This window comes from Methylobacterium sp. J-118 (assembly GCF_057836565.1).
Genome location: NZ_JBYQFA010000001.1, coordinates 164,594 through 183,316, shown reverse-complemented (window position 1 = coordinate 183,316; position 18,723 = coordinate 164,594). Strand labels below are relative to the sequence as shown.

At 68.0% G+C, this 18,723-nt stretch carries 19 protein-coding genes; 11 read left to right on the top strand and 8 right to left on the bottom strand.

The features are described from left to right. The first annotated feature begins 95 nt into the window (after positions 1-95). Entirely contained in the window at positions 96-1,043 is a 948-nt protein-coding gene (locus tag AC3IF3_RS00915) for an aspartate carbamoyltransferase catalytic subunit (RefSeq protein ID WP_489231205.1), read from the top strand. 53 nt (positions 1,044-1,096) lie between these two features. On the opposite strand, the gene AC3IF3_RS00910 is transcribed toward AC3IF3_RS00915, so the two are convergent. Then, entirely contained in the window at positions 1,097-1,798 is a 702-nt protein-coding gene (locus tag AC3IF3_RS00910) for a class I SAM-dependent methyltransferase (RefSeq protein WP_489226799.1), read from the bottom strand. Positions 1,799-3,164: 1,366 nt separating this feature from the next. Between AC3IF3_RS00910 and AC3IF3_RS00905 the strand changes: the two genes are divergently transcribed. Further along, entirely contained in the window at positions 3,165-3,488 is a 324-nt protein-coding gene (locus AC3IF3_RS00905) for a phosphoribosyl-ATP diphosphatase (RefSeq protein ID WP_489219361.1), read from the top strand. Beyond that, positions 3,485-4,474: a type I pantothenate kinase gene (gene coaA, locus AC3IF3_RS00900; RefSeq protein WP_243968097.1), complete on the top strand. Its 990-nt coding sequence runs from the start codon at positions 3,485-3,487 to the stop codon at positions 4,472-4,474. The genes AC3IF3_RS00905 and coaA overlap by 4 nt, the downstream gene beginning before the upstream one ends. Before the next feature lie 9 nt (positions 4,475-4,483). On the opposite strand, the gene AC3IF3_RS00895 is transcribed toward coaA, so the two are convergent. From AC3IF3_RS00895 to AC3IF3_RS00885, 3 genes are all read right to left on the bottom strand, one after another. Then, a complete protein-coding gene (locus AC3IF3_RS00895; protein WP_489226798.1) occupies positions 4,484-5,140 on the bottom strand; it encodes a hypothetical protein in 657 nt (218 codons plus the stop codon). 197 nt (positions 5,141-5,337) lie between these two features. Then, positions 5,338-5,883: an RNA 2',3'-cyclic phosphodiesterase gene (gene thpR, locus AC3IF3_RS00890; protein WP_489226796.1), complete on the bottom strand. Its 546-nt coding sequence runs from the start codon at positions 5,881-5,883 to the stop codon at positions 5,338-5,340. Next, the gene (locus tag AC3IF3_RS00885) at positions 5,883-6,482 is read right to left on the bottom strand and encodes an arylesterase (RefSeq protein WP_489226794.1); all 600 of its coding nucleotides are present in this window, start codon (positions 6,480-6,482) and stop codon (positions 5,883-5,885) included. Before AC3IF3_RS00885 ends, thpR begins: the two co-directional genes overlap by 1 nt. 189 nt (positions 6,483-6,671) lie before the next feature. On the opposite strand from AC3IF3_RS00885, the gene AC3IF3_RS00880 reads away from it, so the two are divergent. After that, positions 6,672-7,373, top strand: a complete 702-nt coding sequence (locus AC3IF3_RS00880; protein ID WP_489226792.1) for an ABC transporter ATP-binding protein — start codon at positions 6,672-6,674, stop codon at positions 7,371-7,373. Positions 7,374-7,395: 22 nt separating this feature from the next. On the opposite strand, the gene AC3IF3_RS00875 is transcribed toward AC3IF3_RS00880, so the two are convergent. Beyond that, positions 7,396-8,376, bottom strand: coding sequence for a DMT family transporter (locus AC3IF3_RS00875; RefSeq protein WP_489226790.1), 981 nt, complete (start codon positions 8,374-8,376; stop codon positions 7,396-7,398). A gap of 91 nt (positions 8,377-8,467) precedes the next feature. Here AC3IF3_RS00875 and AC3IF3_RS00870 point away from each other — a divergent pair, with 91 nt between their 5' ends. The 4 genes from AC3IF3_RS00870 to AC3IF3_RS00855 all read left to right on the top strand — a co-directional run bounded on the left by AC3IF3_RS00870 (position 8,468) and on the right by AC3IF3_RS00855 (position 14,046). Continuing rightward, positions 8,468-9,097 carry a TetR/AcrR family transcriptional regulator gene (locus AC3IF3_RS00870; RefSeq protein ID WP_489226789.1) on the top strand — a complete coding sequence of 210 codons (630 nt, stop codon included), beginning with the start codon at positions 8,468-8,470 and terminating at the stop codon, positions 9,095-9,097. 66 nt (positions 9,098-9,163) lie between these two features. Beyond that, entirely contained in the window at positions 9,164-11,740 is a 2,577-nt protein-coding gene (locus tag AC3IF3_RS00865; protein ID WP_489226787.1) for an ABC transporter permease, read from the top strand. A gap of 539 nt (positions 11,741-12,279) precedes the next feature. Next, positions 12,280-13,053 carry a Bax inhibitor-1/YccA family protein gene (locus tag AC3IF3_RS00860; protein ID WP_489226786.1) on the top strand — a complete coding sequence of 258 codons (774 nt, stop codon included), beginning with the start codon at positions 12,280-12,282 and terminating at the stop codon, positions 13,051-13,053. 96 nt (positions 13,054-13,149) lie between these two features. Beyond that, positions 13,150-14,046, top strand: coding sequence for a dihydrodipicolinate synthase family protein (locus tag AC3IF3_RS00855; protein WP_489226784.1), 897 nt, complete (start codon positions 13,150-13,152; stop codon positions 14,044-14,046). Positions 14,047-14,056: 10 nt separating this feature from the next. Here AC3IF3_RS00855 and AC3IF3_RS00850 read toward each other — a convergent pair whose 3' ends face one another. Further along, the gene (locus AC3IF3_RS00850; protein ID WP_489226782.1) at positions 14,057-14,431 is read right to left on the bottom strand and encodes a DUF2794 domain-containing protein; all 375 of its coding nucleotides are present in this window, start codon (positions 14,429-14,431) and stop codon (positions 14,057-14,059) included. 350 nt (positions 14,432-14,781) lie between these two features. On the opposite strand from AC3IF3_RS00850, the gene bluB reads away from it, so the two are divergent. Together bluB and AC3IF3_RS00840 are read left to right on the top strand one after the other, a co-directional pair. Then, positions 14,782-15,420, top strand: a complete 639-nt coding sequence (gene bluB / locus AC3IF3_RS00845; RefSeq protein ID WP_489226780.1) for a 5,6-dimethylbenzimidazole synthase — start codon at positions 14,782-14,784, stop codon at positions 15,418-15,420. Positions 15,421-15,615: 195 nt separating this feature from the next. Next, positions 15,616-16,125 (top strand): L,D-transpeptidase, encoded by a 510-nt coding sequence (locus tag AC3IF3_RS00840; RefSeq protein ID WP_243968108.1) that lies wholly within the window; start codon positions 15,616-15,618, stop codon positions 16,123-16,125. A gap of 13 nt (positions 16,126-16,138) precedes the next feature. Here AC3IF3_RS00840 and AC3IF3_RS00835 read toward each other — a convergent pair whose 3' ends face one another. Together AC3IF3_RS00835 and AC3IF3_RS00830 are read right to left on the bottom strand one after the other, a co-directional pair. Further along, positions 16,139-16,447, bottom strand: coding sequence for a cupin domain-containing protein (locus AC3IF3_RS00835; RefSeq protein WP_489226778.1), 309 nt, complete (start codon positions 16,445-16,447; stop codon positions 16,139-16,141). Positions 16,448-16,624: 177 nt separating this feature from the next. Next, entirely contained in the window at positions 16,625-16,861 is a 237-nt protein-coding gene (locus tag AC3IF3_RS00830) for a DUF1674 domain-containing protein (RefSeq protein ID WP_489226776.1), read from the bottom strand. A gap of 83 nt (positions 16,862-16,944) precedes the next feature. On the opposite strand from AC3IF3_RS00830, the gene AC3IF3_RS00825 reads away from it, so the two are divergent. Further along, positions 16,945-18,309, top strand: coding sequence for an RsmB/NOP family class I SAM-dependent RNA methyltransferase (locus AC3IF3_RS00825; protein WP_489231204.1), 1,365 nt, complete (start codon positions 16,945-16,947; stop codon positions 18,307-18,309). Positions 18,310-18,723: the final 414 nt, after the last annotated feature.

The following is an 18,723-nucleotide window of genomic DNA, read 5'->3' as shown; positions in this document are numbered from 1 at the left end:
GTGGGAGCAGAACCCGCTTCGGCCTTTACCGACATGTCTGACCATCGCAGCCTTGCCCGCGGAGCGCGCCGCACCTACACCCGGGCCTCATCATGATGACGACGCCTCCGCCCGCGCCCTTCCCGCACCGGCACCTCCTCGGCATCGAGGGCCTGACCCGGCCCGACATCGAGGTTCTGCTCGACGCCGCCGATTCCGCCGTCGACATCTCGCGGCAGGTCGAGAAGAAGCGCGCGACGCTCCGGGGCCGCACGCAGATCAACCTGTTCTTCGAGCCCTCAACGCGGACGCAATCCTCCTTCGAACTCGCCGGCAAGCGGCTCGGCGCCGACGTGATGAACATGTCGGTGGCCTCGTCCTCGGTGAAGAAGGGCGAGACCCTGATCGACACCGCCGCGACGCTGAACGCCATGCGGCCCGACATCATCGTGGTCCGCCACGAATCGGCCGGTGCCGTGCATCTGCTCGCCCGCAAGGTCGATTGCGCGGTGGTCAATGCCGGCGACGGGGCGCACGAGCACCCGACCCAGGCGCTCCTCGACGCGCTGACCATCCGGCGCAACAAGGGCCGGATCGAGGGCCTTCAGGTGGCGATCTGCGGCGATGTCCTGCACTCGCGGGTGGCGCGCTCGAACATCATCCTGCTCCAGGCGATGGGCGCGCGGGTCCGCCTGATCGCCCCCTCGACGCTGCTGCCGGCCGGGATCGAGCGCTTCGGCGTCGAGACCTTCACCGATATGCGGAAAGGTCTCGTCGGCTGCGACATCGTGATGATGCTGCGGCTGCAGCGCGAGCGCATGAACGGCTCGTTCGTGCCCTCCGTGAAGGAGTATTTCCGGTATTTCGGCCTCGACAGCGAGAAGCTGGCGCTGGCCAAGCCCGACGCCCTGGTGATGCATCCGGGACCGATGAACCGCGGCGTCGAGATCTCCTCCGAGATCGCCGACGGGGCGCAGTCGCTGATCCGCGAGCAGGTCGAGATGGGCGTGGCCGTCCGCATGGCCGTGCTGGAGGCGCTGGCCCGGCACCTGCCGAACGAGTAGTAGGCCGTCGTCGCGCGCCAGATCCGAAATCCGGCGCGAGATCCGACAAGCGTCTACCGCTTACTGAGAACGCATATGAAATACCCGTTGTGCCAATCGCTATATTGAAACTTCGATTGCACTGGATGATTTCCGTCTTGGGTCGATCTAATTTCAACCATATAAGAAAGATTCAGCCCGGATTGATTGAGACCGGCGATCGTTCCAGCACGAACTTGCTCAAAATTCCAATCGTCAACGATGAAGATTATTTCGTCATCGAAGGACGGCATGGCGAGAAGCAGCCCGTCGCGCTGATCCTCGGCGCTATGAGGTCCATCGAAAAAATAAATATTGAATTTTCTTATAGCCGAATAGTCTATTTTCCTGAAGTCGGCCTCGATAAATTGAAAATCTATATTGTCATTCTTGTACAAGTTGACATTCTGCATGAATAGTTCGCGAGGGCCCCCGAACAGCGACCAATTGTCGACGCAGGTAACTTTCGCCTTGTTGCCATACATCGCCGCGCAAACCGTGGACCCGGCCCAAGTGCCGATTTCGAGATAACGGGCATCAGGCAGCGAAGACATCAGATTGTTTATAAAGATCCTGTATTTTTTCCCAGACATTCCCTCCATACGCAGGACAGGATCGGACAATTTATGCTGTAGAGCAAATAGTTTTCTTAAAGCAAATTCTATCAACAATGCACTTAGTGACGACTTGCTATCTCCGTGTGTCGACAAAGAAAATTCTTCGTGCACACCAGTCATCGGCTATCGACCTTATATTTTGCCATTGATTGAAATCGTCGGTTTCGCTGTGTCGAGAGGGGCTTTTTATTTGACAGCACTGGCCGTCCACTCGATTCGGGACTTGTGTATTACAGCGCCAGACTGAAAGGTCGACGTCCGAGGATAACGACGCGCGTTCTCTTCTGCAGAATGACAGAGGCGCCACAAAGGATCGCTGTTGCGACCGCACTTGTCAGAGCACCCTCGCGCGACGATCGATGCCGAGACATCTGTCGGCCCAGCGATTGATCATCCTTCACTTGCATAACACGGGCTTTGAAGCCCAATCATCTGACGTGGCCATCGAAACGTCTTCTGCTTCGGCTCGGCATGCGACCTGCCCCGAACTTGGCCTTCGCTCGTCGTTCAAGACCGGACAACCAGGGCGTTGATGTTCTGACACAGAACTTTCGGCACGGCCAGTGCTTCAAAGACGTGGCCGCCAGCGGTCCAGAACAACATTACATCAAGTCACGGAAGATAACTTTACAACTTTCTATTTAGCAAGCATGCCTCATTATTATAAAGCTCAAAATTGAAATTTAATTTATGACGGGCGCGATGACGGCCGATTTGTATTCAGCCGACCCATGTCAGGGCCGAGATTTTTCGAATGTTCATTTTTAGTTTACATGCAGTGAAATTTTATAAAACATCAATTTTCCTGATACGACAAATAATCATTCTATGTCCAAGTCGTGTCGGAGAAATTTGCTGAGAATTACTGCGCCGCATTTCAATCTAAGGCTCCAAATCTGCTTGTTAGTCGTGGTGTATGAATTCCGTTCGCCATACAGATTCCCGTCTGACGCGCGACCGCCATGCGTATCGCCCCATGAACGCTGGATGACGCCTTCGACCCAGCTCCTTCACGGTGTTCGGCACAGCGATCCCGGCACGACGGGGCGCGCGCTCCTCCCCCTTGCGGATAGGGGAAAGCGACGATTTCTCGAAGCCTCGGCATGAAGCGGAGACATAGGATCCGCTCGGTGAACCGTTCCGATCCCACCACCTCGAAGGGCCGCGCCTTGACCGTGCCCCCTTCGCCGGCAACGCGTCCTGCATGATCCGGCATCGAACCGCTCGACTGTCCGAGCTCCCGGTCGCTGTCGATCCCGCATCGGACGACGGGAAGGATGATTCTAACGGGAGTCGCAACCGCCCCCGACCGTGCGCCGAGGCTGGGTGCCGCAAAGCTCCCAGGGATCCGTCACATAAAGAGCCGGACAAAGCGCAGCCGCATTCACCCGCACCGCTTGCCCCCGACGCGGTCGTGGCGCAATTTCCTGCCGAATTCCGGTCCCAATCCCTATAGAACGGACCGAGCCAACCTGCAGATCGCTTCATGACCGCCTACACGCTCGCCGACCTCGCTGCCCTCGTGGCGAGCCGCGCCGGAACCGATCCGGCCACCTCCTACACGGCCAAGCTCCTGTCCGAAGGGCCCGCCAAGGCGGCCAAGAAACTCGGCGAGGAGGCGGTGGAGGCGGCTATCGCCGCCGTGCAGGGCGACAAGACCGGCCTGATGAACGAGGCCGCGGATGTCCTCTACCACTTGATGGTGCTGCTCCGGGCCGGCGGGGTCGAACTCGAGGCGGTCATGGCCGAGCTGGAGCGCCGCACGGCGCAGAGCGGAATCGCCGAGAAGGCCGCGAGGCGCCACGCGTGAACGCGGCCGCGCTGCCGGGCTCGGTCGAGGCGATCCTCGAAGCGTCGGACCGGCTCTCGCCCTATCGCCGCTTCAGCCGGGAGGAATGGGCGCAGCTGCGCGCCGACACGCCGCTGACCCTCAAAGCCGAGGATATCGAGCGGCTGCAATCGATCAACGACCCGATCTCGGTGGAGGAGGTGGAGGCGATCTACCTGCCGCTGTCGCGCCTCCTTGCCCTCTACGTCGCGGCGACGCAGGGGCTGTTCAAGGCGACGCAGCGCTTCCTGCTGGCCGAGCGCGAGACCAAGGCCCCCTACATCATCGGGCTCGCCGGCTCGGTGGCGGTGGGGAAGTCCACCACGGCCCGCATCCTGGCCGCCCTCCTGGCGCGCTGGCCCAACACCCCGAAGGTCGATCTCGTCACCACCGACGGCTTCCTGCTGCCCAATGCCGCGCTCGCCGCCAACGGCCTGATGGAGCGCAAGGGTTTTCCCGAGAGCTACGACACCGCCGCCCTGCTGCGCTTCCTCCACGACGTGAAGGCCGGCCACAAGCGCGTGACCGCGCCGCTCTACTCGCATCTCGTCTACGACCGGGTGCCCGGGGAGGAGCGGGTGGTGGAGAGCCCCGACATCCTGATCGTCGAGGGGCTGAACGTGCTCCAGCCCGCGCGCCTGCCCCGGGACGGCACCGCGATCCCGTTCGTGTCCGATTTCTTCGACTTCTCGATCTATCTCGACGGCCACGAGGACGACCTGCACCGCTGGTACGTCACCCGGTTCATGAAGCTGCGCCAGACCGCGTTCCGCGATCCGCGCTCCTACTTCCGCAAGTATGCCGGAATCCCGGAGGCCGAGGCGCTCGACATCGCCGACCGGCTCTGGACGACGATCAACCTGCTGAACCTGCGCGAGAATATTCTCCCCACGCGCCAGCGGGCGAGCCTGATCCTCACCAAGGGTGCCAGTCACCGGATCGAGAGCGTGGCGCTGCGGCGATTGTGATACCGTTCGTCACTTCAAATCGAGGACCAGCTGGTCGGACCATGTCCAGCCCATCCCCGCAGCTTTCTCCGCCTGCGAGAGATCATCGAAGCTAACGGGAACCGCGACATTCAGAAGGTAGATGCCCGGGCTTGGCGCCACGATGGCGAACGGAAGGGCTACCGAATTCCCGATGTCGATCGAAGCATAGTCCTGGCGCGCGCCCTCCTCGTTGAAGAAGTACGCCTCCACCTTGCTGCTCTCGATGGGCATGGGAGCCGCCGACGCGGTATCGAGTCGGTAGAGCGTCACGGGAGCGCTCGCGTCGCAGCGCACGACAACGTCCCGAGAGCCGATATTCTTTAGCGTGAACCGACCCATGACGATAAACCGATTCCCGTCGCGAACCGCGTGCGGCTCGGCCTGAGCGGTCATCTGAACCTGCGCCTTCGAGGTCTGCAAGGCGAGCTCGTACTGCACCTTGGCCGCGTTGCTCTCGATCAAATCGTATCGAATGAGCGCCCAGATTCCGCCGATCAGAACCGCAAGGGCGACGAGCCCGTCTTTGGCGAGAGAGATTGACTGGGAAACGGTCTGGAAGACAGGTCTCTCCTGCGGCGCCTGATCCTCCGATCGCATGAGAATGCGGATCGTCCTGCTCGGCTGAACTTCGTCGGCTGGGGACATGGCACCGGCTCCGCGACGACGGCAAACTCAGCCTGCTTGAGATGACAGCTCCCGTAAATCAATAAATTTTCATCGCATTAGGCGGTCTGCATTGATTTAACATGATACATATGATCAATAACTGCATTCATTGAAAACGTGCCGCTTATGGCGGTGCGCACGGATTGGCATGCGACTTCGGCACCTACCAGACACGGTCAATTGCTTCCGAACGAAAACTCCGCCTCCGCCACATACGGCCCGCCCCCGGTCGAGTCCCGCGCCGAGAACAGCGTCACCCGGTCCACCGCGAACGTCAGCGGTGCGAAGACCGGCGCCTGCGAGAGGTACATCGCGGCTGCCTCCGGGGTCGCGTCGCGCCGGAGCCGCGCCAGGGTCACGTGCGGGGTGAACTTGCGCCGTTCCGGTTCGACGCCAGCCCGGCGGACCAGACGCTCCTGCTCGGCCTGGAGATCGGTCAGCGCCGCATCCGGGCTCACCGCGGCGTAGAGCGCCCGCGGCTTGTCGCCGCCGAACAGGCCGAGGCCGGCGAGCGTCACCGTGAGGGAGGGGCGCGCCCGCATCTCGGAGAGCGCCTCCAGGACCTCCTCGGCCACCGTCGATTCGACATCGCCGATGAAGCGCAGGGTCACGTGGAAGTCGCCCGGGGCGATCCAGCGGGCGCCGGGCAGGCCGCCCTGATGGACCTTCAGCGTCTCGGCGACCGCTGGCGGCACGGCGAGGCCGGTGAACAGGCGCGGCACTACCGCGACGCCCCCTGCCGGAGGCCCCCCAAAAACTTCTCCACCGTGGGCAGGATGTGCGTCGCGATGGTCTCGACCCCCTGGCGGTTCGGGTGGAGCCCGTCGTCAAGGTGCTGCGCCGGGTCGCCGATGATCCCATTCAGGAAGAACGGGTAGAGGGTCAGGTCGTAGCGCTTGGCGAGCATCGGGTAGATCGCGTCGAACCGCGCCTTGTAGTCCGGCCCGAGATTGGGCGCGGCCTGCATCCCGGCGAGCAGCACCGGGATCCCCCGCGCCTTCAGCCGCTCGATGATCGCCGCCAGAGCCGCCTCGGTCACCTTCGGATCGGTGCCGCGCAGCATGTCGTTGGCGCCGAGTTCGAGGATCACCCCGGCGGTCCCGTCCGGCACCGACCAGTCGACGCGGTCGAGTCCGCCGGTGGCGGTGTCGCCGGAGACGCCGGCATTGGCCACGGTCACGTCCGCGCCCCCGGCCTTGAGCAGACGCTCCAGCACGGTGGGGAAGGCGGCGTCGGCCGGCAGCCTGTAGCCGGCGGTGAGGCTGTCGCCGAGGGCGACGAGCCTGACCGGTCCGCCCGGGGCCGCCCGGGCGGCTGTCATGAAAGGGACCATGACGAGGGCTAGCGCTGCGGCAAACAGGGGTGTGCGGCGGAACACAGCGGCGCCGTCATGGCGTGGCCCCAATGCGGAACCCATATCGCGGTGCACCCGCGGCCCGTGCAGCCAAGATCGAAGCCAACCGAGGACCTCGCGCGCCATGCTCGTCATCGCCCACAGATCGGCTCGCCCGTGAGCCAAGGCAAGGTGCTCCGCGAGCCGGCGATCGCGCTGTCCGACATCGATCTCAGCCTCGGCCGGGGCGCTGCCCGGGTCCATGTCCTGCGCGGCATCTCGCTGACCGTCAGCCGCGGCGAGGCGGTGGGTCTCGTCGGCCCGTCCGGCTCGGGCAAATCGACGCTGCTGATGGTGATGGCCGGCCTCGAGCGGCCGGATTCCGGCGGCGTGATCATCGAGGAGACCGACCTCGTCCGCCTCGACGAGGACGGGCTCGCCCGCTTCCGGGGCCGGCGCATCGGCATCGTGTTCCAGGCCTTCCACCTCGTGCCGACCATGACGGCCCTGGAGAACGTGGCGCTGCCGCTCGAACTCGCCGACCGGCCCGGCGCCCTGGACCGGGCCCGCGCCGAGCTGGAGGCGGTCGGCCTCGGGCACCGGCTGCACCATTACCCGGCGCAGCTCTCCGGCGGCGAGCAGCAGCGCGTGGCCATCGCCCGGGCGATCGCCCCCGATCCGGCGATCCTGGTGGCCGACGAGCCCACGGGCAACCTCGACGAATCCACCGGCCGCCAGATCGTCGATCTCCTGTTCCGGCTGAAGCGTGACCGCGGCGCGACGCTGGTTCTGGTCACCCATGACAATGGCCTCGCCCGCCTGTGCGACCGCACCGTGCGCCTGCGCTCGGGGCGGATCGAGGAGGCGGTGACGGCGTGATGGCGGCATTTGAGCGCCTCGCTCAGGACCCTTTCATCGACGTGATCGGGGCGGACGCACGCGGACGTAACCGCCCCGAGAACGTACCGAGTGCGATACCCGCAAGGATCGTCATACTGGCGAGGACGAGGCGCGTATCCGCCACCTCGCCGAGCATGACGGCGGACAGGCCGAGCCCGACGACAGGAGTCGCGAGAATGCCCAGGGATGTGACGGTCGCCGGCAGAGTCTTGTTGACGACGGTCATCGCCCAGAAGCCCAGGGCCGTCCCGATGGCGCCGTTGTACAGGAGCGCCACGATCACCCCGGGGCTCAGGGTGAAGCCTGGGAACCCATCCGAATAGGCGGCCAGGCAGGTCAGGAGCGTCGCCGAGAGGACGACCTGCCACAGGATGAGCTGGAAGGGCGTCGCGACCCAGCGGTGGGCGCGCGTGTACAGGACGCTGACGGACCAGCACAGGGCGGCTCCCAGGATGAGGCCGTTGCCCCGCAGGACGTCAGCATCGCGCCAATCGAATGCGCGAGGATCGAACAGGACGCCCAGTCCCGCCAGGGCGAGGCCGATCCCGGCGATGCGACGCGGCGGCAGCGGCTCCTTCAGGTAAAGCCAAGCCGCCGGCGCGACCCAGAGTGGGGTGGTGAAGCAAAGGACGATAGCTCGCCCCGCGGGCACATGTTTCAATCCGTAGGTCATCAGGGTCGTGCAGCCGACCATATGGCAGAGAGCGATGACGAGGATGACAGGTACATCAGCGCGCGGGGGACGGCGCAGCTGGCCTGTTAGCGCGACGGCTGGAAGGAGCACGGCGGCGGCAATCCAGGTTCGCCCGGCGACGGCCCAGAGCGGCGTCATTTCCTGGATGATGATCTTCATCACGACCCAGCTCAGGCCCCAGGCCACGATCACGAAGATGAACAGGCCCCCGACCACGCGTTTCGACGGTGGTGCGGTCGGACCGAGGCCGCCGCGTTGCGAGGGACCGGGGAGGCTGGTTCCGGACATGAACGGCCTGTAGACTGAGTTGTCTACAGGCTCCATAACGGAAGTAGACAGACCTGTCTACATAGGAACGATGGCATCCGAATCCGATCCCATGGACCAGCGGGGTCTCTCCGCAAGGGACCGCATCCTGCAGACGGCACAGCGCCTGTTCTATCGCGACGGGGTGCGCGCGACGGGCGTCGACCGGCTCATCGCAGAAGCCGGCGTGACCAAGGTCACGTTCTATCGGCACTTCCCGTCCAAGGATGTTCTGATCGAAGCGTTTCTGGACCTGCGCCATGAGACGTGGATGGCGCAGTTCCGCCGGCTGATTGCCGAGAACAGGCGCGCCCAATCGCCGAACCAACGTCACACCGCGCCGCTGGCGCCCGTGCTGCGGACGATCACCGAGATCGTATCGGCATCGGACTACCGCGGCTGCGCGTTTGCCAACACCGTCGCGGAGGTCGGCTGTGTCCTGCCATCAGTGCGGGCGATCGCGACCCGACACAAACGCGAGATCTGCGAGACCATCGCGCCCCTGTTGCCGGAAGGTCCGGACCAGCACCGCGTGGCCTGGGCCGCGACGGTCGCACTCGACGGCGCGGTCACCAACACCCAGATGGGCGAGGGGGCGATCGAGGCCGCGCTCGCGGGACTCGAGACGCTGCTGAACGCCTTGTCCAGGTCCATCGTGCCGCCTGCCTCTGCCGACGCCCCGAACCGACACGACGTCGCCTAGCGGACACAGCACCAGCCTAAGGGCACCCCCTTCCCTTTGGATCAGCCAAAGCCGAGTTCCGAGCCTATGCACGGCACGATCACCCGTCCCGACCCGGCCCCCCGCCGCATCCCGCTCACCCTGCGCCTGGCGCTGCGCGAGCTGCGCGCCGGCCTCTCGGGCTTCGGCGTGTTCCTCGCCTGCATCGCGCTCGGCGTCGCGGCCATCGCGGGGGTTGCGTCGATCTCGCGCTCGCTCTCGGACGGGCTCGGCCGGGAGGGCCAGCGGATCCTCGGGGGCGACCTCGCCTACAACCTGATCAACCGCGAGGCGACCGACCCGGAGAAGCAGGCCCTGGCCCGAGAGGGTCGGCTCGACATCGTCGCCTCCCTGCGGGCGATGGCGGTGGCACCAAGCGGCGACGCGGCCCTGGTCGAGCTGAAGGCGGTCGATCCCGCGACCTACCCGGCCGCGGGCGAGCTCGTCACCGACCCGCCGGGCCGCCCCGCCGATCTTCTGGCGGACCATAACGGCGTTCCGGGGGCGCTGGCCGACCCGGCGCTGCTGACCCGCCTCGCCGTCAAGGTCGGCGACCGGATCATGCTGGCCGGCCATCCGGTTGAGATCCGCGGCACCATCGTCTCCGAGCCCAACAAGATCGCGGGCGGCATCGGCTTCGGGCCGCGGCTGATGATCTCGGAGCCGACCCTGCGCGCCACCGGCCTCGTCCAGCCCGGCAGCCTCAACCGCTGGAGCTACCGGATCCTCCTGCCCCCCGGCGCGTCGGATGCTGACCTTGACGCCGCGCAGGGCCGGATCCGTGCGGCGACGCCGGAGGCGGGATGGGAGATCCGGTCCCGCACCAATGCCGACCCGCGCTTTTCCAAGAGTATCGAACGGTTCACCCAGTTCCTGACCCTGGTGGGGCTCACCGCGCTGATCGTTGGCGGCGTCGGCGTCGGCAACGCCGTGCACGCCTTCGTGGAGCGCAAGCGCCCCTCGATCGCGACCCTCAAGAGCGTCGGCGCCCCAGGCTCGCAGGTGGTCGCCCTCTACCTGACCCAGGTGATGCTGATCGCCGGCCTCGGCACGCTGATCGGCCTCGTCATCGGCGCGAGCCTGCCCTTCCTCCTCGACGCGCTGTTCTCCGCCGACCTGCCGCTGCCGCTCAACCCGACCCTCGCCCCGGGGGAGCTGACCCTCGCCGCCGCCTATGGGCTGATCACCGCCTTCGCCTTCGCGATCACGCCTCTGGGCCGCGCCCACGACGTGCCGGTCTCGGGCCTGTTCCGCGATACGGTCGACCCGGCCCGGGTGCGCACGCGCTGGCGCTACCGGATCTGGCTGGGCCTGAGCCTCGCGGCCCTGGTCGGCCTGTCGGTGGCGACCGCCTTCGACCGGCGCGTGGCGCTGATCTTCATCGCGGCCGCCGCCATCGCCTTCGGCCTGCTGCACGTCGTGGCGCTCGGCCTGATGGCGGTGGCCCGCCGCCTGCCGCATCCGCGCTGGCCCGCGCCCCGGATGGCGCTCGCCAACCTCCACCGCCCCGGGGCGCTGACGCCCGCCATCGTCCTATCGCTCGGGCTCGGGGTGACGCTGCTCGTCACCCTCAGCCTGATCGACGCCAATGTCCGCCGCACGATCAGCGCGACCCTGCCGGCCCGGGCGCCGAACCTGTTCTTCCTCGACATCCCGTCCCGCGACGCCGGCGCGTTCCGGGAGTTCCTGGCCCGCGCGGCCCCCAACGGGAAGATCGAGGACGTGCCGATGATGCGCGGCCGGATCGTCGCCCTGAACGGCGTGCCGGCGAGCAAGATCCGCCCGCCGGAGGACGCCGCCTGGGTGCTCGACGGTGACCGGGGCATCACCTACGCCGACACGGTGCCGGAGGGTTCGAGCCTCACCGACGGCGCGTGGTGGAGCGCCGAGCAGGGCACCAAGCCGCTCGTCTCCTTCGAGACCGACCTCGCCCGCCAGCTCGGCCTCAAGCTCGGCGACACTGTCACGGTGAACGTGCTCGGCCGCGACCTCACCGCGACGATCTTCAACCTGCGCCGGGTGGAGTGGCGCAACCTCGGCATCAACTTCGTGATGGTGTTCTCGCCCGGCACCTTCCGCGGGGCGCCGCACTCGGACCTCGCCACGCTCACGCTGCCCGGGGGCGTCGATGCGGGGGCCGAGAACCACATCCTGCGCGATGTCGCCAAAACCTTCCCGTCGGTGAGCGCCGTGCGGGTGAAGGACGCCCTCGACGCGATTGGCGACCTCGTCGGCCGGCTGGTCCTGGCGATCCGCGGGGCGAGCGCCGTCGCGGTCCTGGCGAGCCTGTTCGTGCTGGCCGGCGCCATCGCGGCCGGGCACCGGGCGCGGCTCTACGATGCCGTCGTGCTCAAGGTGCTGGGGGCGAGCCGCTCCCGCCTGCTCTCGGCCTACGCGATCGAGTACGCGGCGCTGGGATTCGCCACGGCCCTGTTCGGCCTCGCCGCCGGGACGCTCGCCGGCTGGGTGATCGTCGCCAAGGTCATGCACCTCGATTTCCGGCTGGACCTCTCCGGGGCGCTGGTGGCGGCGCTCGCCGCGGTGGCGCTCGCGATCCTGCTCGGGCTCCTCGGCACGTGGCGGATCCTGGGGCAGAAGCCGGCGCCGTATCTGCGGCAGATCTGAGTGCCCGATCGACGGACGTGCGCGGTCGTGCGCATCGCGTCCTGGTTTCGAAAGGTCGAGACCTTTCGCGGGTCCAGGGCAGATCCCTGGAGAACGCCTCAGGGCTCCGCCCTGAGAACCCGCCAAAGGGCTGAAGCCCTTTGGAAACCCGGGATTCCGGGGCGAACAGGCCGCGTGCCGCGGTTGCGCACGGTGGTCGTGCCGCGCGAGAATCACCGCGGGCAACCAGAGATGGCCGTGTTCGCGCGTGGCATAAGGAAGCCGTTAAGACTTGGCGCGAAGCCTTCCTCATCACGGGGGCGCGGCAACCCGCAGTCGAACGCGCGGCCACGGGGCCGGAAAGCATTTTAATCCCGGGCCAGATGGACAAAAATACATGGTTCGGACACGGAAAACCGGTCCGGCAACCGTGGCCGGGCACTTGTGCTGGCGACGCGGCCACAACATATTCCTGCCCGAGGCGCCAGTCCGGCGCCAGAGGTCCTGCGTGGGCCTCGCCCGAAACACCACGCTGAGAGAGCCTCCGCAAGGAAACTCCCATGGCATTCGAGAATAGCCCCTTCCGGTACGGCGCCCAGCAGCGGCCGGCCGGCTACGCCGGTACCCAGGTCGAGGTCGATCAGGGCCTGCGTTCCTTCATGCTGGGCGTCTACAACAACATGGTCGTGGGCCTCGGGATCTCCGGTCTCGTCGCCCTCGGCCTGAACATGGCTTCGGTCGCTGCCTATCAGGGCACGCGCCCGATCCTGACTCCGTTCGGCCAGACCCTCTACCAGAGCCCGCTCAAGTGGGTCCTGATGCTCGCCCCCCTGGCCTTCATCTTCGTCTTCTCGATGAAGATGGACCGGATGTCGGCCTCCTCGGCCCGGACGATGTTCTGGGGTTTCGCGGCGGTGATGGGCGCCTCGATGTCCTCGCTGCTCCTGGTCTTCACCGGGGGAAGCGTTGTCCAGGTGTTCTTCATCACGGCGACGGCCTTCGGCTCGCTCAGCCTCTGGGGCTACACCACCAAGCGCAGCCTCTCGGGGATGGGCTCGTTCCTGATGATGGGCCTGATCGGCATCATCCTGGCGTCGCTGGTGAACATCTTCTTCGCGTCCTCGGCCCTCCAGTTCGCCATCTCGGTGCTGGGCGTGCTGATCTTCGCGGGGCTGACCGCCTACGACACGCAGAAGCTCAAGGAGATGTATCTCTACGGCGGCTTCGACGGTGAGATGGCGGCCAAGATGTCGGTCAACGGAGCCCTGACCCTCTATCTCGATTTCATCAACATGTTCCAGTTCCTGCTGAGCCTGATCGGCGACCGCCGCTAAGCCTCACCAGAACCGCGGACGGAGGAAACCTCGGCGGGAAACCGCCGGGGTTTCTTTTTGCGCGCCCGGATCGCGGGATCCCGCTATCTCTCCGTCATGCGCGAAACACTCTCCGGCCTCTCGGCCTTCCCGATCACCCCGAGCGACGCTGCTGGTCAGGTCGACGCCGTGGGCCTGCGCCGGCTGCTGGAGCCCCTGGCGGCGGCCGGCGTCGGTTCGATCGGCCTGCTGGGCAGCACCGGGACCTACGCCTATCTGACCCGCGCGGAGCGTCGCCGGGCCGTGACCATCGCCGCCGCGGCGGTGGGTGATCGGGTGCCGCTCCTGGTCGGGATCGGCGCGCTGCGCACCGACGAGGCGATCCAACTGGCGCAGGATGCGCGCGCGGCCGGCGCGGCGGCGGGCCTGCTCGCCCCCGTCTCCTACACGCCCCTGACGGACGACGAGGTTTTCGCGCATTTCGCGGCGGTAGCGGGGGAGGGCGGCCTGCCCCTCGTCATCTACGACAATCCGGCCACCACGCATTTCCGTTTCTCACCGGACCTGATCGGCCGGATCGCGCGCCTGTCCGGAGTGGTGGCCGCCAAGTGCCCGGCACCCGAGCCGGCCGCCGCTGCTACCGGCCTCACGGCCCTGCGCAGCGCGGTCCCGGAGGGTTTTCCGATCGGGTTCAGCGGCGACTGGAACGTGACCGAGTCGCTGATCGCCGGCGGCACCGCGTGGTTCAGCGTAGCGGGCGGCCTGTTCCCCCGGACCTGTCTGGCGATCGTCCAGGCCGTCGAGGCGGGCGACGCGGCGCGGGCCCGCGCCCTGAACGCGGAGCTCGAACCCCTATGGGCGCTGTTCCGGGCGCATTCCAGCCTGCGCGTCGTCTACGTCCTGGCCGATCTCCTCGGCCTCTGCCGCGCCGAGCCGCCGCGCCCGATCCGGCCGCTGCCGCCGGAGGTCCGGGCCGAGATCGCCGCGACCCTCCGCCGGATGAGCCTGGCCTGACGGAATTCGGTCAGACCGCCCGGGGCGCCGGCTCCAGAACGGCGATCACCCGGGCGAGTTCGGTCCCGCGCTTCAGGATCTGGCCGCTCGCCGCGATCACCGCGTAGGCGCCCTGACGGCGGGCGAGCCGTGGGTCCTTCTCGATCCGGTAGAGCGGCATCTCGGAAGCGCGGCGGTAGATCGAGAACACCGCCTTGTCGGGGCGGAAGTCGAGGGCATAGTCGCGCCACTCGCCGGCCGCGACCTGCCTGCCGTACAGGTTGAAGATCACGCGCAGCTCATCCCGATTGAAGGCGATCTGCAGAGGAGCCGCGCGGGCTGGAAAGGGGATGACGTGTCCCGCCGCCTCGTCGGGCCTCGGCCTGGCGCCCGTCCTCTCGGTCATCATCGCTCCCGCGTCGTCGGTCCTTTGCCGGATGATGGGCCTCGCGGCAGCGGCCCGCAAGGGTGGTCCGGCAGGCCCCGTGTCGCCGAAGACACACCCAAGCGACAAAAAACATGGTTCTGCCCAATTCGCGCCTTTCGCGGGCCGCGTTGCACGGGCACAACATCGACTGAACCTCGCCGAGCCCCGCCCCTCCGGCGCCCGCGACCCAGCTCCCCAGCCATCGGTCGCCGATCGGGATCCCAGGACCCGGCACTCCGAGGTTTCGAGACCCAAGACTTCAGGCCGCCCACCCGGGCGGCCTTTTTTCGTTTCGGTTCGTTCCGGGATGCGGGTATGCCACGCCCATCATGGGGCCGCCCGCCTTCGACGACGCCTTCGTGCACGACCTCGACGCGCTGTTCGCGTGGCGCCGGGACGTGCGCCGTTTTCGCGCGGATCCGGTCGGCGCGGACCAGCTGCAGGCCTGTCTGGCGGCGGCGCACAGGGCCCCCTCCGTCGGCAACAGCCGGCCCTGGCGGTTCGTGCGGGTCTCGGATCCCGGGCGTCGCGCGGCCGTCACCGAGAGTTTCACCCGCTGCAATGCGGCGGCGGCGGCGGCCTACGATGCCGTGCGCGCGGCGGAGTACCGGGCCCTGAAGCTCGCCGGCCTGCGGGAGGCGCCGGTGCATCTCGCGGCCTTCTGCGATCTGGCGACCGAGACCGGCCTCGGCCTCGGCCGGGCCAGCATGCCGGAGACCCTGGCCTATTCGGTGGTCGGGGCGGTGCAGTGCTTCTGGCTGGCCGCCCGGGCGCGGGGGCTCGGCGTCGGCTGGGTCTCGATCCTGGACCCCGCTTCCGTGACGGCGATCCTGGCGGTGCCGGAGACGTGGCGGCTCGTCGCCTATCTGTGCGTCGGCCATCCGGTGGAGGAGCATCGCGACCCGGAACTGGAGCGCCACGGCTGGCAAGCCGAGGACGCCCGAGGCCGCATCCTGTTCGAGCGCTGAGCCGACGCGCCGGCCAGACGGGAAGTCTTGCCCGTCCCGTCACCGGACGATTTACGTTGCTGCTTTACCGTGACCGCGGGTTTCGGGGCGCAGTCCCGCATCAACCATAGCTTTTCCTGGAACGGCAAGCTCGGCCGTGACTTACTTGGCCGCAGGGATATTTGCAGGGATATTGGCTTGTCGAGGATCACGAAGATGCCAGGTCGGGTCGCGGCTCTATTCGGTTTGGCTGGCGCGATGCTGGCCGGTTGTTTCGGTGCGGCCCAGGCCCGCGAGGTCGTGCCCTTCCAGAACGGGGTCGCCCCGGGCTCGATCGTGATCAGCGTCTCCCAGCGCAAGCTCTATCTGGTGACCGGCGACGGAACGGCGATCCGCTACCCCGTGGCGGTGGGCAAGCCCGGCAAGCAATGGTTCGGGACCGCATCCATCGACGGCAAATACGTCGCCCCGGCCTGGTCACCCCCGGCCGAGGTGAAGCGCGACAACCCGCGCCTGCCGAGCCTGATCGCCGGCGGCTCGCCGCACAACCCGATGGGTGCCGCCGCGATGACGCTGGCCGGCGGCGAATATGCCATCCACGGCACCAACCGCCCGAGTTCGGTGGGCACCTACGCGTCCTACGGCTGCATCCGGATGTTCAACCAGGACGTGGTCGACCTATACGGACGCGTCGATGTGGGCGCGCAGGTCTATATGACCCGATGAGGGTCGATCGACCTCAGCCGGCCGGCGGTGCCGTCGCCTCCACGGCCGTGAAGGTCTCCAGGATCCGGTAGGTGTGCTCGGCGCCCGCCGGCACGCAATACGAATCGCCGGCGGCGAGCGCCACGGTCTCGCCCCCGACCACCAGCTCCGCCCGGCCGCCGACGACGTACCCCACGGTCTCGTGGGGGGAGGTGGTCATCGGCTTGTCGGCGTTGGGCTCCTCGGCCCGCCACATGCGCATGCCCAGCCGCTCGCCCCGGGCCAGGGTGATCTCGCCGTGCGGCCCCGCGGCCGCGCTGCGGGCCGATACCTTCGTCGCCATCGTGTCGTCTCCTGCCGGTGAGGCAGGGGAACGGGCACCGGGCAGCCCCGTTCCTAGCGTCCGCGGAACCGCACGCGCGGCCCGACGCCTCATGGCATCCCGGACCGCCGCCCCGTGTCCCGGGATCGGCGATCGGGAGCGGCCGTGACGCGGCCGGGAATGACCGACCGCGGAGCCTCAAAAATCGACCGCGAGCCCCTTCACCTCCCAATCGTCGTAGCGCACCGGCTCCAGGCCGCCGCGGCCCTTGCGCTCGGGCGTGGCGCTGATCGCCGCGGCACGGGCATCGATGGCCGCCCGGCGCGCGGCCGCCTCGGCCAGGGCGCGCTCCGCCGCCGGGCTGAGCGGGCGGGGCTCGGCCGCGCTGGCGTTCGTGTCCTGTGCGTTCACGTCGTGTCCCTTCGCGTCTTGCATCGCGTCTTGCATCGCGCTCGCTCGGGTGTGAGGGCATGGGTCCGAGAGATTTCGGATCTGGAGCAGAAGTGGCATCGCGGGACATGGGCCGCAACACGCGGGACGGCGCTTCGACGGGCACGACCGGTCCGGACACGGCGGGTTTAGGCGCACGACGCGCGGCGATGCAGGCGGTCGCGGCCCTGATCGGGCAGGAGCGGGCGCCCGCGCTGGACGATGCCCTGGCCCAGGCGATCCGCGCGGAAGCGTTGGCGCCGGCCGATGCCGGGCTGGCACGGGCCATCGCGGTGGCGACCTTCCGGCGCTACGGGCTGATCCGCACCGCCCTCGCGGCGCGGCTGGAGCGGGGGCTGCCCACGGCCAAACCGCAGCTCACGGCTTTGCTGGCCACCGCGAGCGCCCAGATCCTCGATCTCGCCGTGCCCGACCATGCGGCCGTCGACCTCGCCGTGCGGCTCGCCAAGGGGGACACCCGCACCGCCCACCTCGCCGGCCTCGTGAACGCCGTTCTGCGCCGGATCGCCCGGGAGCGCGACGCGATCCTGGCCGCGGGCGCGGACGCGCTGGCGGTCAACACGCCGGACTGGCTCGCCCGGCGCTGGGTCGCCGCCTACGGGCCGGAGCGTGCCGCGGCGATCGCGCGCGCGCATCTCGCGGGGGCCGCCATCGACCTGACGCCACGGGGCGAGCCCGCCGAGTGGGCCGGGCGGCTCGGCGCCGTGACGCTGCCGACCGGCTCCCTGCGCCTGGCCGAGAACGGCCCGGCGATCCCCGACCTCCCCGGATTCCAGGAGGGCGCATGGTGGGTCCAGGACGCCGCCGCCGCGCTCCCGGCACGGCTGCTGGCACCGCGTCCCGGCATCCGGGTGCTCGACCTCTGCGCGGCGCCCGGCGGCAAGACCCTGCAGCTCGCCGCCGCGGGGGCGCACGTCACCGCCGTCGACCGCTCCGCGCCCCGGCTGGAGCGGCTGCGCGAGAACGTCGCGCGCCTCGGCCTCGACGTTGAGATCGCGGTCGCCGATGCCCTCGCCCTGGAGCCGCAGGACCACGATGCGGTGCTGCTCGACGCACCCTGCTCGGCCACCGGCACGATCCGGCGGCACCCCGACGTGGCCTGGACTAAGGCGGAATCCGATATCGGCCGCCTCGCCGCGCTCCAGGCCCGGCTCCTCGACCACGCGGCCGGACTGGTGCGGCCGGGCGGGTTTCTCGTTTACTGCACCTGCTCGCTGGAGCCGGAGGAGGGTGAGGCGCAGGTCGCGGCCTTCCTGGCCCGCGAACCCCGGTTCACGCGTGTTCCGGTGCAACTCGAGGAGGTCGGCGGCGCCACCGGGCTGATCGACGCGAACGGCGATCTGCGGACCCTGCCGTGCCATTTCGCCGAGGTGCCGGGCGCCCGCGGCGGCCTCGACGGGTTCTTCGCGAGCCGGCTTCAACGCGCGGGATGAGGCGGGGGCTCTGCTGCGTCTGTTCGACGGGACGCACGTACTCCCGCGCGCTCTCGCACGCGCGGTCTACGATGATCACGCGTCCTCAATGGATAAAGAACCAGCTCCGCCGGATCTCCCTCCCCCCTCTGCGGGGGAGGGTGGCCCCCGAAGGGGGTCGGGAGAGGGGAGCGACGGTGCAGAACGAGGCTACGCCCGCCGTGAAGGCCGTGCCCTGTCCTGAACCCGGGCTCCCCTCACCCGACCCCTGCTGACGCAGGGGCCACCCTCCCCCGCAGAGGGGGGAGGGAATGCGCACAGCCCGCCTGCCCTTGACAATGTTCCTATTTTGTGCTCATTAACCGCCACCTGTCCGCGGCGGCCCGGGAGCGATCCCGGTCCGTCCTTCGGGGGCCCGCCCGGTGGCTGACTGGG